Source organism: Affinundibacterium danionis, assembly GCF_042432465.1.
In the GTDB taxonomy this organism is placed as follows: domain Bacteria; phylum Pseudomonadota; class Gammaproteobacteria; order Burkholderiales; family Burkholderiaceae_D; genus Undibacterium; species Undibacterium danionis.
On the sequence record NZ_JBHLXJ010000009.1, the window covers coordinates 44,848 to 64,281 of the forward strand.

A 19,434-nucleotide genomic window follows, 5' to 3' on the forward strand; every position below is an offset into this window, starting at 1 on the left:
TTTCAATAAACACGAGAGAGAAAATATGAAACTCAAACAGATGACTAAAGCTCTGGTAGCTGTTGGTGTGGTTAACACACTGGTAGCGTTTGCACCAGCTTTCGCTCAGCAAGCCCCAGAAAAAGTTCAAAGAATTGAAATCACTGGTTCCAGCATCAAACGCACAAACACAGAGACTACAGCCTCTGTTCAAATCATGACGCGTGAAGACATTGAACGCACGGGTGCTACTACTGCCTTGGGCATCCTCACCGATTCCGTCGCGGTGGGTACTAGCTTGAATGCCGCATCTACTTCTTCTGGTGGTTTTGCAACGGGGGCGTCAGCTGTTGGTATGCGCGGTTTGGGCAAAGTTGCCACTTTGGTTTTGGTCAATGGTCGTCGTATCGCACCTTATGGTTTGTCTGATAATGCACAACAAAATTTCACGGATTTGAATGCAATTGCTTCAGATTCTATTGACCGTATCGAGATATTGAAGGATGGCGCGTCCGCTATCTACGGCTCTGACGCGATTGCAGGTGTAATTAACATCATTTTGCGTAAGAACTACCAAGGTGCGCAAATCAAAGCTGGCTACACAACAACCGAGAATTTGTCAGATCGTCGTACTAGCAATGTTTCTGCGATTTATGGTTACGGTGATGTGGCTAAAGATGGTTTCAATACTTATTTGACGATCGAAGGTAATAAACGTGATGGCTACACCACTGGTGAAATGCGCAATCTGTACCCAGATTGGCACCGTTTGACACCAGGCCGTTCTACTTGGGATGCGAAGAGTCAATACTCTCCAACAGGTAACTATTTCTTTAGCAGTACCAACATCGTAGCGGCACCTGGTTGCCCAGCAAGCGATATTGATCCAACTGATAAGCAATGTAAGATGGATCTTTTGCCGTACTCTGGGCAAACCACTAACAGTGAACGTTATGCCTTGGCAAGTAACACACGTTTTAAAATTGGCTCAGACATTGATGCAAATTTTGAAGTCACTTACTCTAGTTCCTACGATTCCTACATCTTGGCACCATTTGCTACTTTTTCAACCACTCTTAATAGTGTTTGGTATAACGTGAATGCTGGCAAAATGGTTGGTCCATTCAATTACCCTAAATTGCCAATTGGACACCCAAGTAATCCATATACCACACCAGTTGAATATCGCGCTCGTCTGATGGACACTGGCAATGGTTTTAACTTCAATAAGACTAACTCCGATCAATATCGTGCAATGTTGGCTTTGGAAGGCTCTTTAGGTAACTACGATTGGAAGTCTGCTTTCGGTCATATGGAAGCGACAGCCGATAAGGTAACTCGTTCACCTAGTGCAAAAGGTTATACTGACGCGATCATCAATAAAACTTATGTCTTTGGTAAGCAAAATGACCCAGCGCTATTGAATTCTATGTTCCCAGTCCGTACGACGAAGGGCAAATCTGCGATTACTTTCTTGGATGCTACTTTGACTGGCGAATTGATGCAATTGCCAGCAGGTCCATTGTCATTCGCGGTAGGTGCTGATTTCCGTCACGAAGCCTATGAAATGAAGAGCTCAGACAATGTCTTGAATGGTGAATTGGTCACGGTTTCTGGTTTACAAGTAAAAGATACACGCAATCAATATTCGATCTTCTCTGAAGCGACTATTCCTGTCGTGAAAAACTTGGAAGCAAGCGTTGCATTGCGTGCCGATAAACAAGGTGACTTCGATGCTCACCTTTCTCCAAAACTTGGCTTGCGCTACACAGTAACAGACAGTTTGTTGTTACGTGCTACGGCATCCGGCGGCTTCCGCGCGCCAAACATCGTTGAATCAGGTAATGGTTTGGGGCGTAGCTCGGTCGCTAATGGCGTTAATGATTTGCGTCGTTGTCCAATCGCTGTCGACTTAAACAATCTGGTCCAAAACAATCCTGCGGCAACGACTGGCGATAAAACTTTGGCGAATAATTATCGTACTGCTGATTGTTCATCTAGTTTATCCACTTTTGTTTCTTCTAATCCAAATCTGAAACCTGAAACTTCACGTTCATACACTTTTGGTATGGTATTTGCGCCGTCCAAACAATGGAATTTCGGTATTGATTATTACAATATCGAACGTAAAGATGAAATTGGTATACGTTTGGTATCGGATATTCTTAAAGGTGAAGCATCTTTGCCAGCAGGTCAGTTGACACGTGTGGATAACTCCGCTACAGACAATGAGTTTTTGGCGTTGGTGAAGAAGTATGCCCCGACTAATACGATTAACTTCCAAAATATTGGAAAACTTGGTTTGGTGTATAACCCATACGTAAATTCCGGTAAAACTCGTGCATCTGGCTTAGACTTTGATGTTAAAACAAATTTCAAGATTGATGGCGTAGGTACTTTGCGTGTGAATCTCGATGGTAACTACGAGATGAACTACCAAATATATAGTGTCGCTGATGGCAAATGGAATAAGAACACGGTTGGTACATATGATCGTGGCGGGCAGTTAGGTGCGAAAGTGACTGCAGCATTGAAAACAGGCAACTGGGACAATGCCGTAATCGTTAACTATGCTAGCGGCTATAGCGCAAACAGCTTGGATTCTCCAACTTACTGCGCAACACAAAAAGTAGCAGCTGAGTATTTGGCAACTTGTGCACGTATTGATGCTGGTATCACAACTAACTACAGCTTGACATACTCTGGCTTTAAAAATACTAGACTCAATTTCTTTGTGGGTAATGTGTTTGGTGCAGAGAACCCAACTAGCTGGCGTGGCGGTTGGGCTCCAAACTTCCGTACTTTCTATTTGAACGGTACTTACAAGTTCTAATTAAGTCAGTGTTTGAAATCTGAACAGAGTGTGAGCTCTGTTCAATACAAAAAAACCCGTGGCACGATTTGTGCGACGGGTTTTTTTATGCCTAACTTATGTTTAACTCATGCCTAATTTAAAGGAATATTTATTTGGCGATGGTATGCAATTTCGTCATCGCATCAGCAAATTCACCCTTGATCAGCATAGGAATAATCTCCAAACCACGCGCAATTGATTCATCAATCAAAGGTTGTTCCTCTTTACGTGGTCTATGCAAAACAAAATCAGCAACACCTTGCTGCAAATTCAAAGTACGTGGATGACCAATGCCGATGCGCATGCGCCAATAGTCTTGTGTGCCTAGAGCCGCCGTGATGTCTTTCAGGCCGTTGTGCCCACCCGATGAGCCGCCCTTTTTCAGCTTGGCTAAACCCGGAGCGATATCGAGTTCGTCATGCACGACTAATACTTGTTCAGGTGCGATTTTATAAAAACGACAGAGTGCACCAACGGATTGTCCAGAACGATTCATAAAAGTCTGTGGCTCTAACAGCCAAACTTCCTCACCCGCAATGCGTGTCTTGGCGACCAAGGCATTGAAATTTTTATCGCGTTGCAAGCTACTACCCGCAAGTTGATCGATCAGCCAAAAACCTGCATTGTGGCGGGTTTGCTCATATTCAGGGCCGGGATTTCCCAAGCCTACGATTAGTTTGATGCTCATAATAATTTTAAGGTCTATTTCCGTAGGGCGGGTGAAACCCGCGCCGCACGGTCGCTCGATGTGCGGGCGGCGCGGGTTGCACCCGCCCTACAATTTTACTTCTTCTTCAACAGCGGCAACAAATAATGCCCAGTAACGCTATGCTCATTCGCCGCGACATCTTCCGGCGTGCCGCTCGCAATAATTCGTCCACCGCCGGCACCGCCTTCTGGTCCCATATCCACAATCCAATCCGCGGTTTTAATCACATCGAGATTGTGTTCAATGATGACCACAGTATTGCCCTGATCGCGCAGGCGATGAATGACTTTTAACAGCAGAGCGATATCGTGGAAATGCAAACCTGTGGTTGGCTCATCCAAGATATACAAAGTACGTCCTGTGTCGCGCTTCGACAATTCTAAGGACAATTTAACGCGCTGTGCTTCACCGCCGGATAAAGTGGTGGCACTTTGTCCGAGACGAATATAACCCAGACCGACATCTAACAGGGTTTGCAATTTGCGGGCGATTAAGGGCACTGGTTTGAAGAATTCATGTGCGTCTTCCACCGTCATTTCTAAAATCTCGTGGATGTTTTTACCCTTGTATTGCACTTCTAAAGTTTCTCGGTTGTAGCGTTTGCCGTGACAGACATCGCAAGGAACATACACGTCAGGTAAGAAGTGCATTTCGACTTTGATCACGCCATCACCCTGGCAAGCTTCGCAGCGCCCGCCTTTGACGTTGAACGAGAAACGTCCGGCGCTATAGCCGCGTTCTTTGGCAACCGGTACGGTCGCAAATAAATCGCGTATTGGAGTGAATAAGCCAGTGTAGGTCGCAGGATTCGAGCGTGGTGTACGGCCGATAGGCGCTTGGTCAACTGAGATGACTTTGTCGAAGTGTTCAAGACCGCTGATGCTTTCAAATGCAGCGGGTTCGGTTTGCGAACCATACAAATGACGTGATGCGGCCAAATACAAAGTGTCGTTGACCAAGGTTGATTTGCCTGAGCCAGACACACCCGTCACGCAAGTGAGCAAGCCGACTGGCAATTTCATTGTGACTTTTTTCAAGTTGTTGCCTGTGGCGCCAGCGATCACGAATTGCTTTTCGGGATTAAATGCGGTGCGTTTCTTCGGTACTTCAATCGCCAAGTCGCCCGACAAATATTGCGCCGTTAATGAGCGCTTGCTTTGCATGATATCCTCAAGTGAACCTTGGGCGATCACTTCACCGCCATGCACACCCGCACCAATTCCCATATCAACAATAAAGTCAGCACAACGAATCGCGTCTTCATCGTGTTCTACAACGAGCACACTATTGCCGATATCGCGCAAATGTTTGAGCGTGCCGATCAATCGATCATTATCACGTTGATGTAGGCCAATAGATGGTTCATCCAACACATACATCACACCGGTTAAGCCCGAGCCAATTTGTGAGGCAAGACGAATCCGTTGCGCTTCGCCACCGGACAAAGTATCTGCGCTGCGATCAAGAGACAAATAATCGAGACCGACGTTATTCAAGAAAGTGAGGCGAGAGCTGATTTCTTTAATGATGCGATCAGCGATGTCGCGTTTGGCACCCGTTAATTTTAACTTGCCAAAAAACTCCATACCTTCGCGCAATGGCATCGCGCTGATTTCATAAATCGCGCGCTCTTGTTTGCCTGTGCCGACCTTCACATAACGCGCCTCGACGCGTAAACGTGCGCCGTGACAGGATGGGCATTCTTTTTCATTGATGAACTTCGCCAATTCTTCTTTGACTGCCATCGAATCCGTTTCGCGATATCGTCTTTGCAAATTGGTGACGACGCCTTCAAAGCTATGTTCTTTAATGACGGTGCGACCTTTTTCATTCACGTAAGTAAAAGGAATACTTTGCTTGCCGGAGCCATACAAGACGACTTGCTGCGCCGCTTCTGGCAATTGTTCAAACGGCAGATCAAGATCGAAATCATAGAAGGCTGCCAGATTTGACAACATCTGGAAATAGAATTGATTGCGTCTATCCCAGCCTTTGACTGCACCACTCGCTAAGGACAAATTCGGAAAAGCGACGATGCGCTTAGGGTCAAAGAATTCGATGTGACCAAGTCCATCACATTCAGGGCAAGCACCCATAGGATTATTGAATGAGAACAAACGAGGTTCTAGTTCTTGCAAACTATAGCCGCAAGTCGGGCAGGCAAATTTATTCGAGAATAATTGCTCGTGTCCGCTATCCATATCAACGACTAAGGCGCGACCTTCAGCGATACGCAAGCAAGTTTCAAATGATTCTGCCAAACGCTGTTTGATTTCGGCTTTGACTTTGACGCGATCAACCACTACGTCAATCGTATGTTTCTCAGTTTTTTTGAGTTTTGGCAAATCATCGACATCGTAAATTTTCGCCGCATGCGTGCCACTTTGCACGCGGAAGCGTACAAATCCTTGTGCCTGCATTTGCTCAAATAAATCGACGTGTTCGCCTTTGCGATTCGACACCACCGGCGCCAAAATCATCAGCTTGCTGTCCTCTGGCATTGCCAACACCGCATCGACCATTTGCGATACGGATTGCGCAGCTAAAGGGTTTTCAGGATGATCGGGGCAGTAGGGTGTACCAACGCGTGCGTACAGCAAACGTAAGTAATCATGAATCTCTGTCACGGTACCGACTGTCGAACGCGGATTATGTGAAGTCGCTTTTTGCTCAATCGAAATCGCAGGTGATAGGCCTTCGATCAGATCGACATCGGGCTTTTCCATCAATTGCAAGAACTGGCGCGCGTAAGCGGATAAGGATTCCACATAACGGCGCTGGCCTTCCGCATATAAAGTATCGAAAGCCAGTGAGGATTTGCCAGAACCCGATAAGCCCGTAATGACGACCAGCTTATTACGTGGCAAATCGAGATTGATATTTTTCAGATTATGCGTACGCGCACCACGAACCCGGATCGCATCCTTTTTGGGGAGCGGCATGTCCACCTGATCGAATTCGATTTCTGCCGGTGCGGACTTGAGGGACTTCTTAGTTTTGCTAGTGGTCATGAAACAATTCCTGCGTGTGAATGGGTTCTAAGTGCAATAAAGAAAAGAATATTGATTCAATTCACGATATTTTCCGTTTTTTAGATGGAATTTAATCTCAGTCAATCGAACAAATGCAATTCTGAGTCGCATTTCGAAATGAAAAGCGAGCAACCTGATACTATAACGGGTTTTCAAAAATAAGCGCGAGTGTTGAATTAAATTGTCCCGAGAATCATGGTTGCGGGCGCAAGCACTCAGTTTTTGCTGTAAAAATTTTGTTGTAAAAAGCCTTATGAATAGCGCAACGCCTATGAGCTCACAACCGCTCGCCTCACCATCAGCTTCAAACAAGATGTCGCCTTCTGAAATCCGGGCGGGTACCTCTTTGGCATCGATTTTTGCGCTACGCATGTTTGGTTTGTTTTTGATACTGCCAATTTTTGCAATTCATGCCAAAACCTTGCCAGATGGTGACAATGTTGCTTTAGTCGGCATGGCGATGGGAATTTATGGTCTAACCCAAGCTTGTTTGCAGATTTTGTTCGGCATCGCTTCCGATAAATATGGTCGTAAGCCTGTCATTATTGTTGGCCTGATTTTATTTGCGCTAGGTGCTGTGATCGCGGCGATGTCGCACACGGTGATGGGCATCTTGATCGGACGCGCAGTGCAGGGCGCTGGTGCGATTTCTGCGGCGATTACTGCCTTGCTGGCCGACACGACACGTGAAGAACACCGCACGAAAGCGATGGCGATGGTGGGCGGTTCTATCGGTATTAGTTTTGCCCTATCTTTAGTGTTGGCGCCAGTCTTGTATCAACGCATAGGCATGGATGGCATTTTTATTTTGACGGCGATCATGGCGATTGCCGCGATAGCGGTAGTGATATGGATTACGCCAGATGCACCCTCATTGCCTGTCGTAAAAGTGCCCCTCATTGAAGTAGTAAAAAATCCGGAATTGATGCGTTTGAACTTAGGCGTATTCGTATTGCACCTAAGTCAGGTCGCCATGTTTGTCGTTGTTCCCTCGGCCTTGGTGCAATATGCGCACTTACCGCTTGATAAGCATTGGGAAGTTTATTTGCCCGTGGTATTTGGTTCCTTCTTCGTCATGTTATTCGCAATTATGCGTGGCGAACGTAGTGGCAAAATGAAACAGGTTTTTGTCTGGTCGATTGCATTATTGATGTTGGTGCAATTGGGTTTTTGGGGCTTCCTAGAAAACACCACGATGCTGATCGCGATGCTATTTGCTTTCTTCCTAGCATTCAATATTTTAGAGGCAAGTCAGCCTTCTTTAGTTTCTCGTCTAGCGCCACCTTCAGCCAAAGGCGCTGCTCTGGGTGTCTATAACACTTTGCAAGCGCTGGGCTTAGCCTGCGGCGGTTTTGTCGGCGGCTGGATGAAACAACATATCAGCGCCAGTTCCGTCTTCATATTTACTGCAGTTTTGTCCCTGATCTGGCTTATAATCGCAAGCCGGATGCCGGAACTGCCTAAGCGCGCCAGCAAACCGGATTCTGACAAATCTAGCGATGTCGTTAGCACGCCTAGCTAAGATTCTTGGAAACGCAGTAAGCAAATTTGTCCTCCTAAATGGAAAGCATTTTTGATCTATTGAAACACGCGAGTTACGTTGATAAATTAAAGGCAGGCATTAAGGATCCAGAATTGGATTGATAAGCTTGCCGATTTGAGAGTAGGAGACACATAAATGGCATCACTAAATAAAGTTCTGATTATTGGTAATCTTGGACGTGATCCAGAAACCCGCTACATGCCAAGTGGCGATGCAATGACTACCATTGCAGTAGCAACCACAGAATCGTGGAAAGACAAACAAACCGGTGAAAAGAAAGAAGCGACCGAATGGCATCGCGTTACTTTCTTTGGCAAATTAGCCGAGATCGCTGGTCAATACCTGAAAAAAGGTTCACAGGTTTACATTGAAGGTAGCTTGCGTACTCGCAAATACACCGACAAAGACGGCGTAGAAAAATACGCAACCGACATTCGTGCCGACGAAATGAAAATGCTAGGCAGTCGCCAGGGTATGGGCGGTGGTGGTGGTGCACCGATGGATGATGACGGTTACGGTGGCGGCGCTCCAGCTCCACGTCAACAGCAACAATACAGCGCACCAGTGCAGCAACCACGCCAAGCTCCAGCGCAACGTCCAGCGCCGAATTTCTCTGATATGGATGAAGATATTCCGTTCTAGGCTGGAATAAAAATATAAGTGTAAACAAGTTGAACGGAGCTATAGATATAGCTCCGTTTTTCTTTGTTTACACTATTTTATAGTTTGTTGCGTTATTCTGTAGCTTAATGGCTAAAGATAACTGTAAACAAAAATGAAGAATCCATTTGTAATCCGAATGTTGAAATTTGGATCAGGAGAGAGATTTCCGGTTTTGATTGATCCAAATACTTCTCAACCTGATTTCGATTCTACGGTCTATGTTCTGACGCAATTGCGTGCGACGAATAAAGCAACGAATACTATCATTCACCATTTACGTGCCATTATTGTGCTTAAATTGTTTTTGCTTCGTTCATGCATTGATTTAGATGAGCGAATCAATAGTGGTCAATTACTTCTGGGTTATGAATTGGATGAATTGACAAAAATTTGTAAGCAGCCAGTTGATTTTTTCTTGACGTCGATCACAATGGTTGGAGCGCCTCATTCAAAAGAATCTGTGATTAAAGTTAATTTTAGGCATAAACAAGAAAATAAACTTGCTCCGAATATCTCAGCTCAAACCGCTGTTAATCGAATCCATGCCATACGGGATTTCCTTGGTTGGTTAACGATGGATCGTGCTGCTCGATTGACCGAACGTGTTCGAAAAAACACACACGAATCCTGGGAGCAACTCAGGATCGGGTTGAATGCGAGAGTTTCAAATTCTAGGAGACGAAACCAAATCGGTCAGCGTGAAGGTGCAGATCCTCAGACAATAAAATTACTGTTTGAAACGGTACATTTAGATAGTGAACAAAATCCTTGGAAATCAGATCGCGTCCGGATCAGAAATCAATTGATCATTTATTGGTTGTTTCATACAGGAATACGTCGAGGAGAACTATTGAATTTAAAGATAACTGACATCAACTTCCGAGGAGACACCGTAACCATTGCACGAAGAGCTGATGACGAAGAAGATCCTAGACTTCACCAGCCAGTTGTCAAAACACGCGATAGAAAAATTCCCTTATCTTCGTCATTGGTTTCAATGACTCTAAATTACATTACAAAGTGTCGTTCTGAGATCGATGGATCCCAAGCACATCCATTTCTATTTGTTTCTGATCGCAAAGGCTCACCGCTATCGCTTAGCGTGATAAATGAAATTTTCTCTGATATTAGGAATTCAGCACCAGATTATTTTGAACATCTAACCGCGCACGTTTTACGCCATACCTGGAACGATAATTTCTCTAAAGAAGTCGATGAATTAAAATTGAAGCAGGGTGATGAAGAGTCTATGCGTTCTTTCTTGATGGGGTGGTCTCCTACTTCTGGTTCGGCAGCCACCTATTCCCGTCGGCATGTGCGAGAAAAAGCAAAACGCGTATCAGTTGCGATGCAGAACAAAATTCTCAATGGAGAATGATGAATGGATATTCGTTCGTCTCAGAAAGCTCAAGATGTCGATGATTTCTTGCCGCCACTTGTTCGGACGCTAAGGGGATCTGCGTTCGATCCTCGATCAACACGGTGGAGTTTTCATGATGGTGTAGAAACCTTTAGTTTTAATTTTAAGCTACTTCCCGCTCAAGTTTCGCCTGCATTGGTTCTGTCTATCAAACGTGTTCTCATTTGGTATTCGGAAAACCTCTCACCAGGTCAACTTGCAACTCATTTTAGTAATATAAAACGATTTCTTAGATTCGTTTCTGAAAGTCACAATGAGATAGAAGAAATATTAGTTCAGGATCTAATGAATTATAGAGCGTCCTTATCATTTCGAGATGAGTGGTATCTTGGAGCTGTAGTTTCATGTTTTAAAAAATGGTATGAGCTTAAAATTCCTGGTGTTTCGAAAGATGCGATACTTTTCTTAGATCAAATTCGTTTGCGTGGATCAGTTAAGGGCGAAGCGATACTTACCATGGACGCTAATAATGGTCCATTTACAAATATCGAAGTGAAGGCAATCCGTGACGCTTTAAATGATGCATATGCGAATGGCTCCGTTTCGCTCGAGGACTTTGTACTGGTTTATTTGTTCATTCTGTTGGGACAACGAAGTAGGCAGTTCGCTCTTTTAAAAGTATGTGACTTATTTGTTTGCGAAGTTGAAGCTGGCAGACTGGAATATGTTTTAAGAATTCCGCGAGTGAAACAAGGTGCAGCCGATTGTCGAGCGGATTTTACTGATAGGGTCATTACTTCTGACTTTGGAGAACTTCTCTATCAATATGCAAACTTGACTAGGGAAGGTTTTGTAAAATTACTAGAAGACCCTCGGCAGGCACCCTTGTTTCCAACCCACAGAAGTAATCTTAATCAGCCCCCACAATTTAAGTATCACAAAACGAGTAAGGTACTAGCGCAATCTGTGACGAAAACTTTAGATCGCCTAAAGGTCTGGTCCGAGCGAACTGGTCAACAACTGAATATCACTACTACACGATTTCGTCGAACTATAGGTACTCGTGCCGCAAAAGAAGGGCACGGCGAATTAATCATCGCAGAGCTTCTTGATCACACTGATACCCAAAGTGTGGGCGTCTATGTTCGCGCCACGCCTGAAATTATTGAGAGAATTGATGAGGCAATTTCATTGAAATTAGCACCGTTGGCTCGAGCGTTTAAAGGAACTCTTATTAACAACGAACGAGACGCATTACGTGGCAATGATCCAAGTAGTCGCATTGTAGATCCTCGTTTCAATGAAGATTTTAAGCCAATGGGCAATTGCGGTCGCCATGGCTCTTGCCATTTTCACGTGCCGATCGCTTGTTACACTTGTAAGAGTTTTCAAGCTTGGTCTGATGGCCCTCATGAGAAGGTGCTCACTTATTTGGTAGAGGAACGTGAACGCCAATTAAAAAGTACAGATGAACGAATTGCGTCTATCAATGATCGAACTATTCTGGCAGTCGCTCAGGTAGTCAGACTTTGTCGTGGAAGTTTGAGCAATGATGGAAATGTTCAATGAATAATTTGAAAATTTTCTCGCCAAAAAAGGAGCTGGAAGCAAAAGAGAATTTGTGTGCGCTTGTAAATGTCGCTAGGGAAGAGCTTTCCATTTTTGGAGCGAATCTTCCGTTTGACGATATCGCTTGGGATATAACCGAATATCTTGGTATAAAAGGTCATGGACGTAAACGGGTTCGTATTTTTTTCTCAAGTCAAGCGACTGTGGATTCATCCAGGCCTGATCAAATGGAAGAACCATTCTGTTCGTTCGCTAAATCATATGTCCGTTATATGCATTCGCTTCGACCAACGTTGAATCCAGCGTTTCGAGTTTCTGCATTGCGTGCGCTTGATGCGGCTCTAATTGAGTTTGGATCGAATGATCCGACACAAGTGAATGCGGCAGTACTTAATCGTGCTGCTGCGATAATTAGTGAAAGCCTCACTGAGACAACCGCTTATCGCGTCAGTATCCAGCTCGAGTTAATCGCAAAATTCATTGTCGAAAATCAGCTAGCGTCGATGCCCTTTCAATGGAGTTCTCCAACACGGAGGCCATCAGATACGATTAAGGTGGGAAAGATTTTTGATGATGAACGACAGGGTAAGTTACCCTCAGAGGCTGCTTTGGATGCACTACCTAAAGCGTTTCATTTAGCGACATCTTTTCCCGACGTTCTATATTCTTCCGTTGCTGCTATTTTATGTTCAGCACCTGATCGTATTGGTGAACTTCTATCACTTCCAATTGACTGCGAGGTCTCGGATAGTTTGTTTGATGGCACTACTGCCTACGGACTTCGATGGTGGCCGGCGAAGGGGGCGGATCCGATGGTGAAGTGGATCATACCATCGATGGCTCCGGTGGTGTCTCTAGCAATAAGTCGAATCAAGGAGATTACGGCACCTGCTCGCGAAATTGCTCAATGGTATGAAACGAATCCGGATGAACTATATTTGCCTGATGGGCTTCGACATTTTGCGGGTAAGGAAAGCTTGAGCCTGGCAGAACTTGGTGAAATACTCTGGATTCGCCCAGGTATATCAAAGCCAACAGTGCGGCAATGGTGCGTCTCGAATGGCGTATCAGTTTCGAACGGAAGTGTCGTTATGGCTGATATTGCACAAGTGATGGTGAAGTTATTGCCGGAGGGTTTTCCATATTTGAATCGTGCTACTCACTTGCGATACTCTCAAATTTTGTGCTTGACTCGGAAAAACGAGACACACTCAAATAGAGCAACATACCGTTGCATGATTGATCCAGTCACCATCAATCAAGTTAACTCCGCATTCGGGGCAAGGAGTAAATTTGGTTTTGAATCTATCTTTGATCGGCTCGGTTTTTTTGAGGACAATGGAGAACCGATTCGTGTTTCAACACATCAGTTTCGTCACTACCTCAATACACTTGCTCAATCTGGCGGATTGACTCAGCTCGATATTGCGAAATGGTCCGGACGTATCGATATCCGACAAAATAATGCCTATAACCATGTCACCGCAGATCAAATGGTAGTGAAGGTTCGTGCGCTTATAGGCGAATCATCGAGTCACCATTTGCCCATTGCAGAATTGCCCCGAAACATCCCTATTTCTAGAGACGAATTTGCGCGGTTAAAGATATCTACAGCGCACACAACAGATTTTGGATTTTGCCTACATGACTACACGATGTCGCCGTGTGAACTCTTTGCAGACTGTATCAATTGCAATGAGCATGTTTGTGTCAAAGGAGATCAGGAAAAAACAGAATTTGTTCGTCGGCGCTTTGAAGAGTCAAAGGTTTTATTGGCGAAGGCTGAGCTCGCTAAGAATAATGGTTATTATGGTGCAGACCGTTGGATGGACCATCATCAACAAATAGCGACTCGCTTAATGCAACTATGTGACATATTGAAAAACCCAGCTATACCAATTGGGTCTGTCGTTCAATTATCTAACCTACCGACTGTTTCTCGCATATCACAGGCGATGGAAGACCGAGGCGAAGCGGTGGTTAAATTTCACAGAAACCGTAAATCATCGTTTGCCTCGACAGGGACAAGTAAGAAGGAAAAATAATGTCGAAAACACGCGCAAAAAATTTGGACCCTGAATTACTTGAAGTGATCGTTGGGATTCTTGATGGTTGGTTTGGAAAGTTGACATGGGATCTGTTGATAAAGGCCATTGAGGAACGAACTAAGGTGTTGTATACAAGGCAGGGTCTAGATAGACATTCGCGCATTAAGAACGCTTACTCGCTTGCGAAGGCAAGGATGAATAAAACTCTAGGAATTGTTCCGATACGTGACCTTTCGCCGACTGAATCAAATGCATTATTGGATAGATATGAACGGTTAGAGGCTGAGAATGCAAGATTGAAATTCGAAAATGATCAATTTTTTGAACAATTTGTACGTTGGGCATACAACGCACACTTAAGAGGACTTAGTGAGAACTATTTGAATTCTCCACTTCCTAGCGTTGATCGAGAACGGACTATCGAAAAAAAGAAGAAATGAAGTTACGTTTATCTATCTCAAAATACGTGCCTCAAATTGAATTTGCAAATCTATTTGTAACGCACATAAATGCGTGATGATCTAATTGAAGGTACATAATTGGTTTAGATAAGATGTTGTGTCTCAAGTTTGCTATGCCACTGACTGTTCGATGAATTAAAGTTCTACTAAGTTCGGAGGCGGTCGAAGCAGACCGATTCTTTCGCGACAGCTCAATAAATGTCAGCTTCTAGCGAGATCAATTATGACGACAGATAAGACTTTGAAACAATCCGAGCGTGAGCTTTTTCTGGAATTGGAAGCTTTATGCACCGCTCCTGGCTTCATTCATGCAATAGCCTATTTCAGCACACGCGACAATATGATTTTGTATGCAGATGAAATGAAGGTGGATGACCTTATGCCTCTGCATGGTCGAGATCGGTTGGTGCGTAATGAGGTGAACGCGCTCATCGGGTTGATGGTCAAGCGTGACATTGATTACACATTGCCAGATGAAGTCACTTTGGAACGCTATGTCGAGTGCAGCGAAGCTTTATTGGAGAAAATTCACGGCTCCATGAGTAGCGCCATGTGGAAACAATTTCCCCAAAAAGATCAATGGGGGGCTTCTGTGCTTCACGATCTGAAGGGCGCTTCTTCAAGTGGGGAGATGATGCGTGAGGCAATATTCTATGGAGGAGAGTCCGCATACGGGTTCCATTATCGCGACATTGCGCCGCTTCGATACGGACGAGATGATCCTTGGATAGTAGCTCACATGGGTTTTTCCATCAAGGACGCCGCTACTGTGGTGAAGGCGGTAGGACATTTGTTGAACGAGAAAAGTACGGATGTTTTCCACTCGATCAATCACCCACGTCCGTTCTCTCAATCATTCTTGCCAGGGTATGAGTTTAGTGCTGCGGAAATCATCGCTAAATCGAAGCTACCGCTGGAAACGGTTGAGAAAATTTTGACCGCCTTCGCTTACCCAGAGGGAGAGCGCAACATTCAGTTTAATGCGGTGGACGACCGTAACATGGCGGCGATACGTCCATTGATCAGACGTGGCGACCACTATGTTCTATTCAATATTTATGATTTGAGTGAGGTGTTATATCAAGCCCCGTTTTTCTGGATATTACAAGACGAATCTTACCAGCCGACTGCACAGTACAATCGAGGTGCGTTCACTGAGGACTTCGCGGAAGCTCGGCTAGTCAGTGTATTCGGTCGTACGAACGTCAAGGTGAACGTAAATCTGCTGCGTTCTAAGGACGTGTTGGGGGAGTTCGACGCACTGGTATTCTTTGGAGACTTGGCGATCGTGCTGCAAGCGAAGTCAAAGCAATTGACGGCAGCCGCTAGGAAAGGCAATGAGGCCATGTTGTTGAGCGATTTCGGCAGCGCTGTCCAGAAGGCGTGCGACCAAGGGTATGACTGCGGGAAGCTGTTGCTGGATCCGTCGGTACGGCTAGAGGACGTGAGCGGCGTCCAAGTTTCCAAGCCTGCCATGATTAGTCGCGTCTATGTCATTTGCTTGATCGCCGACCATTATCCTGCGCTATCTGCTCAAGCACGTCAATATTTGAAATTCGAGCCTTTGGAAAAATTGGCGCCACCATTCGTGATGGATGTGTTCCATTTGGACGTCATGGCTGAAATGCTAGACACGCCTCTGCACTTCTTGAGCTATCTGGATCGGCGATCAAACTATCACGAAACTGTGGTGGCGAATCATGAGCTAAATATTCTGGGTTTCCATTTGGAGCGCAATCTCTGGGTGGAGGATGGCGTCAACTTCATGTATCTTGAAGACGGTGTGGGGACGGGGCTTGATCTTTCTATGTTGGTTCGGCGAGAAAATATTCCGGGGCCGTGGACACCTCCTGGCATCTTGACGCGTATGCGGCAGCATCGAATAGGCCAGATAGTGAAAGAGATTGAAAAGAAGCCTAACCCTGCGATGTTGGCATTGGGCTTTCTGATATTGCGTATGGGCGAAAAATCGTTTGTGTCCTTTAGCAAGATTATCGACGACATTTTGCGTAGGGCCATGATGGACGGTGGGCGGCATGACGTATCGGTCCCACTTTTAGATGGTAAGTCAGGGTTGACAATTCATGTGAACATGGTGTCGCAAGAAGAGGCTGAACAGCGGCTGGTCGCCCACTGCGAAGTTCGGAAATATTTGGAGCGCGCGGAAAGTTGGTTCGGTCTGATTCTGGACGCTTGCTCTGGACAGATTCGTTTTGGCCTTCAGGTTTCAGGATCGTGGGTTTATGATACTGAATTAGAGGAAAGCGAGTTTTTTAAAATTCTGCGAAGAGGAGCCGCCGCAAAGCAGATCGCGCTGTCAAAGTTTAAGGCTAAAAAGATCGGACGTAATGACCGATGCCCATGTGGCAGCGGGAGGAAGAGCAAACGATGTTGTTACTCTTGAATATATGTTTTGACAGCCTCACACTGCCAAGATATAGGTTATTCCTTAGTCAGCAATTTTTTTTTTGAAAACTTTTTCAAATATGTTTGTTCACATCATAGCGACGTTTCATTGAAACTAAGTGCGATCGGATTTAGACTTTCCAGCAGGACTAGTCAACGCCATTCGTTCAGATTACGAGAAAGTAGCAGATCCATTTTTTTGGAACTTAATACGATAAATTTTGTTTTGGGGCGGCGGTTGCCTTTCAACCGACAAGGGGTATCAGATTGAGTACGAGCTAGTAAAGTTTATAACTCGCAAAGGCAAATTTAACCTTTTAGCAGCTTGATGCGCCTCTGCCTCCAGTCCATCGAGGACGATCTTCTGAATAGTAGACGCCTATAAGTCAGGCACTAAACACTATTTTCAATATTTCCTTTTTCTTTTTTGCGGTTGAGCGATGGTACTGCAACAAAAGTTGCGCGACATCGTCATCATCCGAATAAAAGTAGGCCGTTGGCGCATTTAGAACTTCCGCAATCTTTTGTACTATCGTGTAATCGGCTGTGTGAACAGCTTGTTCGTATCTGTTAATTCTAGTGCTTGATACAAACTCATCAATACCAGCTTTGATTCCTAAGATTTTTTGAGACAACCCACTTTCTTGTCTCAGGCTTTTCAGTCTGAGCGCGAATATTTCATTTCCATTATTCATTTTTTGTAGTCTTTATCGATAAGACTACGAGATTCGTAATTTTTGCAAATATTGAATACTACGACTTACGTAGTATGTGATATTCTTCCGACTTTTTAGAGGTCTTTAAGATAAGACTTCTTCGATACACCGCTGAATTTAATAAGGCGGTTTACACAGATATTTATGATTTCAACTCACAGCTCGTATAGCACGCCGTTTAGTTTTTCAAATGATGGTGGCGCATTTCAAAATTGGCGCTGCGTCGATCTAACATTGAATTTTCCTTACTTCTTTATTGAATTCGAATGTATTGAGGATCAAATGCCACACCGGCAGTCGAAAATAGTATGCCGAGGTGAGGATTTAATAGAACTATGTATTCAGATCAGGGAGCAAGATAATCTCACATTGACGCAAATTGCATTACTGAATCCATCAACGAGGAATGCAAATAGAGGATGGACATTGATTAATATAAATCAAATCCTCGAAGCGGATTTTGAAGAGTCCAATCAAGTAACTTTGATATATGTTGCTGATGATGGGGTCAAATATGCTGACTACCTAGATTCTGAACAATTGAATCTCGCGAAGAATACGAGGACTTTGATTCAGTTAGGCCTGCAGTAGTCCGACGGTTTTCTTCGTAAATTTCTTAATGCATGGACAATCTACTCAATTCTGATGCAAAGCACTTATATGAATTAAAACGGGTCGGGATTGCTACGTTCTTTAGAATCATGAAGCTCTGGAAAGTTTCTGAATGCAAGCAGCGGAAATTGCTGTTTTGTCCGCCGGTCGAGATATTTGATGCATGGCGTAATGGGAAAAGTTTGTCGGCGATTAACCAGCGGTTATTAATTCGGTTGTCACTTGTCGTGGGAATCTATAAAGATTTGCAGATAGTTTTTTGGAGTTCAACTGTCCGCGCTGATTCCTGGGTTTCAACGGCCAATTCCAAACCTCTCTTTGCAGGACTGTCGCCAATTCAATGGATGTTAGCTAACGACAATGAGCAGATAAAAAAAATACGAGATTATTTACAAAAAATGGTCTTGGAAAGAAACAAAAATTTCTAACTTGTATGCGCTTTCGGTGGGCGAAATGGGTTGACGAAAATTAGAAGATTTATGGTCTACCTCATTTGAAGGCAAAGTTCACATATCTGAAATCAAATTGCTGGCTCTAACTTCGAATAAACGACGATGATCCTATTCCTAGATTTTGATGGCGTATTGCATCCTGATCCTTGTTATGACCAAGGAAAGCAATTCTGCTTTTTGAAGAGACTTGAAAGCGTTTTACTTGAATTCCCTGATGTCGAGATCGTGATAAGTAGTACTTGGCGGGAGAGTCGATCAATTGAAATGCTTCGTGGCTTTTTTATACCAGAGATACAGCAACGAATTGTTGGGGTCACACCAAACTGGCGTGATCATGAAGAACTGTTTGATGTAATAGGTTACCAGCGACAAACAGAGATTGAAGCTTGGATACGAACCTCTGGTGAGCCATGGCTGAAGTGGGTTGCAATCGATGACAAATGTTTCCTGTTTAAGCCATTTTTGCAAAATTTAGTCCGGACTCGGCCAGATACAGGGTTCGATGAAATAGCTGAGAAGAAATTGCGCGACCTACTTTCCAAATTCTAGTATGAAAAATTGGAAGTTCATTTTTACCTAAGTTTTAGCTGAACATTTGAAGAAGATTTTGTTTAGAAGCTGTAAGCGTCCACTTGATTGCCATCTCGCTTAAGCGAACGGATGGTCTAGTGTCTTCAATGCGATTACTTATATAAAGTTGCAAATGCCTCTTGACCTGTGGCGTGTGTGTCGATTTGTTAGGGCATCTTTTAGTAACTGAAAATCTGGTATCGACATATGAGTAAACAAAAAGAATGGGAGATGACTTTGGTCGATTGCGACGATGGTAACGGCGATTGTTATTTAGAATTTCCTCCAGATGTATTGACTCATCTTCGATGGCAAGCGGGTGACGTGATTGATTTTCAAGTGGTTGATAATTGTTTTTACATGAGAAAATTGGATGAATTGAGCTAGCATGACTTAATCAGAACCACTATCGTGATTTGCTGGGAATACCAGAAAAATTACCAGCATCAGTTTTTTGATT

15 protein-coding genes are annotated in these 19,434 nt (G+C 44.3%); 12 read left to right on the forward strand and 3 right to left on the reverse strand.

What is annotated here, in order from left to right; translation table 11 throughout:
• Positions 1-25 precede the first annotated feature (25 nt).
• Positions 26-2,812: a TonB-dependent receptor plug domain-containing protein gene (locus tag ACFFJH_RS08515; protein WP_390211662.1), complete on the forward strand. Its 2,787-nt coding sequence runs from the start codon at positions 26-28 to the stop codon at positions 2,810-2,812.
• A 130-nt stretch (positions 2,813-2,942) separates the two neighbouring features.
• Here the strand turns inward: ACFFJH_RS08515 and pth are convergent, their stop codons facing one another.
• Both pth and uvrA read right to left on the reverse strand, forming a co-directional pair.
• Entirely contained in the window at positions 2,943-3,521 is a 579-nt protein-coding gene (gene pth / locus ACFFJH_RS08520; RefSeq protein WP_390211663.1) for an aminoacyl-tRNA hydrolase, read from the reverse strand.
• A gap of 95 nt (positions 3,522-3,616) precedes the next feature.
• On the reverse strand, positions 3,617-6,484 hold the full coding sequence (gene uvrA, locus ACFFJH_RS08525) for an excinuclease ABC subunit UvrA (RefSeq protein ID WP_390212388.1): 2,868 nt from the start codon (positions 6,482-6,484) through the stop codon (positions 3,617-3,619).
• Between the two features lie 361 nt (positions 6,485-6,845).
• Here uvrA and ACFFJH_RS08530 point away from each other — a divergent pair, with 361 nt between their 5' ends.
• From ACFFJH_RS08530 to ACFFJH_RS08560, 7 genes are all read left to right on the forward strand, one after another.
• Positions 6,846-8,096 (forward strand): MFS transporter, encoded by a 1,251-nt coding sequence (locus tag ACFFJH_RS08530; RefSeq protein WP_390211664.1) that lies wholly within the window; start codon positions 6,846-6,848, stop codon positions 8,094-8,096.
• Positions 8,097-8,252: 156 nt separating this feature from the next.
• On the forward strand, positions 8,253-8,759 hold the full coding sequence (gene ssb, locus ACFFJH_RS08535; protein ID WP_390211665.1) for a single-stranded DNA-binding protein: 507 nt from the start codon (positions 8,253-8,255) through the stop codon (positions 8,757-8,759).
• A gap of 133 nt (positions 8,760-8,892) precedes the next feature.
• The gene (locus tag ACFFJH_RS08540) at positions 8,893-10,158 is read left to right on the forward strand and encodes a tyrosine-type recombinase/integrase (RefSeq protein ID WP_390211666.1); all 1,266 of its coding nucleotides are present in this window, start codon (positions 8,893-8,895) and stop codon (positions 10,156-10,158) included.
• A 3-nt stretch (positions 10,159-10,161) separates the two neighbouring features.
• Complete coding sequence (locus ACFFJH_RS08545; RefSeq protein ID WP_390211668.1) at positions 10,162-11,709, forward strand: site-specific integrase; 1,548 nt, start codon at positions 10,162-10,164, stop codon at positions 11,707-11,709.
• On the forward strand, positions 11,706-13,754 hold the full coding sequence (locus ACFFJH_RS08550) for an integrase (RefSeq protein WP_390211670.1): 2,049 nt from the start codon (positions 11,706-11,708) through the stop codon (positions 13,752-13,754). The genes ACFFJH_RS08545 and ACFFJH_RS08550 overlap by 4 nt, the downstream gene beginning before the upstream one ends.
• A complete protein-coding gene (locus tag ACFFJH_RS08555; RefSeq protein ID WP_390211671.1) occupies positions 13,754-14,197 on the forward strand; it encodes a hypothetical protein in 444 nt (147 codons plus the stop codon). The genes ACFFJH_RS08550 and ACFFJH_RS08555 overlap by 1 nt, the downstream gene beginning before the upstream one ends.
• Positions 14,198-14,441: 244 nt before the next feature.
• Entirely contained in the window at positions 14,442-16,622 is a 2,181-nt protein-coding gene (locus ACFFJH_RS08560; RefSeq protein ID WP_390211673.1) for a YecA family protein, read from the forward strand.
• Positions 16,623-17,010: 388 nt separating this feature from the next.
• Here the strand turns inward: ACFFJH_RS08560 and ACFFJH_RS08565 are convergent, their stop codons facing one another.
• Positions 17,011-17,319 (reverse strand): helix-turn-helix domain-containing protein, encoded by a 309-nt coding sequence (locus tag ACFFJH_RS08565; RefSeq protein ID WP_390211674.1) that lies wholly within the window; start codon positions 17,317-17,319, stop codon positions 17,011-17,013.
• A gap of 165 nt (positions 17,320-17,484) precedes the next feature.
• Between ACFFJH_RS08565 and ACFFJH_RS08570 the strand changes: the two genes are divergently transcribed.
• The 4 genes from ACFFJH_RS08570 (at position 17,485) to ACFFJH_RS08585 (ending at position 19,361) form a co-directional block, all read left to right on the forward strand.
• A complete protein-coding gene (locus tag ACFFJH_RS08570) occupies positions 17,485-17,931 on the forward strand; it encodes a hypothetical protein (protein ID WP_390211675.1) in 447 nt (148 codons plus the stop codon).
• A 32-nt stretch (positions 17,932-17,963) separates the two neighbouring features.
• The gene (locus tag ACFFJH_RS08575) at positions 17,964-18,380 is read left to right on the forward strand and encodes a hypothetical protein (RefSeq protein WP_390211676.1); all 417 of its coding nucleotides are present in this window, start codon (positions 17,964-17,966) and stop codon (positions 18,378-18,380) included.
• Positions 18,381-18,506: 126 nt separating this feature from the next.
• The gene (locus tag ACFFJH_RS08580) at positions 18,507-18,953 is read left to right on the forward strand and encodes an HAD domain-containing protein (protein WP_390211678.1); all 447 of its coding nucleotides are present in this window, start codon (positions 18,507-18,509) and stop codon (positions 18,951-18,953) included.
• A 228-nt stretch (positions 18,954-19,181) separates the two neighbouring features.
• On the forward strand, positions 19,182-19,361 hold the full coding sequence (locus tag ACFFJH_RS08585) for a hypothetical protein (protein WP_390211679.1): 180 nt from the start codon (positions 19,182-19,184) through the stop codon (positions 19,359-19,361).
• The last annotated feature ends 73 nt before the right edge of the window (positions 19,362-19,434 follow it).

Coding starts and splice junctions, on each gene's coding strand:
- ACFFJH_RS08515 (WP_390211662.1), top strand. CDS start 26: ATGAAACTCAAACAGATGACTAAAGCTCTGGTAGCTGTTGGTGTGGTT.
- pth (WP_390211663.1), bottom strand. CDS start 3,521: ATGAGCATCAAACTAATCGTAGGCTTGGGAAATCCCGGCCCTGAATAT.
- uvrA (WP_390212388.1), bottom strand. CDS start 6,484: ATGCCGCTCCCCAAAAAGGATGCGATCCGGGTTCGTGGTGCGCGTACG.
- ACFFJH_RS08530 (WP_390211664.1), top strand. CDS start 6,846: ATGAGCTCACAACCGCTCGCCTCACCATCAGCTTCAAACAAGATGTCG.
- ssb (WP_390211665.1), top strand. CDS start 8,253: ATGGCATCACTAAATAAAGTTCTGATTATTGGTAATCTTGGACGTGAT.
- ACFFJH_RS08540 (WP_390211666.1), top strand. CDS start 8,893: ATGAAGAATCCATTTGTAATCCGAATGTTGAAATTTGGATCAGGAGAG.
- ACFFJH_RS08545 (WP_390211668.1), top strand. CDS start 10,162: ATGGATATTCGTTCGTCTCAGAAAGCTCAAGATGTCGATGATTTCTTG.
- ACFFJH_RS08550 (WP_390211670.1), top strand. CDS start 11,706: ATGAATAATTTGAAAATTTTCTCGCCAAAAAAGGAGCTGGAAGCAAAA.
- ACFFJH_RS08555 (WP_390211671.1), top strand. CDS start 13,754: ATGTCGAAAACACGCGCAAAAAATTTGGACCCTGAATTACTTGAAGTG.
- ACFFJH_RS08560 (WP_390211673.1), top strand. CDS start 14,442: ATGACGACAGATAAGACTTTGAAACAATCCGAGCGTGAGCTTTTTCTG.
- ACFFJH_RS08565 (WP_390211674.1), bottom strand. CDS start 17,319: ATGAATAATGGAAATGAAATATTCGCGCTCAGACTGAAAAGCCTGAGA.
- ACFFJH_RS08570 (WP_390211675.1), top strand. CDS start 17,485: ATGATTTCAACTCACAGCTCGTATAGCACGCCGTTTAGTTTTTCAAAT.
- ACFFJH_RS08575 (WP_390211676.1), top strand. CDS start 17,964: ATGGACAATCTACTCAATTCTGATGCAAAGCACTTATATGAATTAAAA.
- ACFFJH_RS08580 (WP_390211678.1), top strand. CDS start 18,507: ATGATCCTATTCCTAGATTTTGATGGCGTATTGCATCCTGATCCTTGT.
- ACFFJH_RS08585 (WP_390211679.1), top strand. CDS start 19,182: ATGAGTAAACAAAAAGAATGGGAGATGACTTTGGTCGATTGCGACGAT.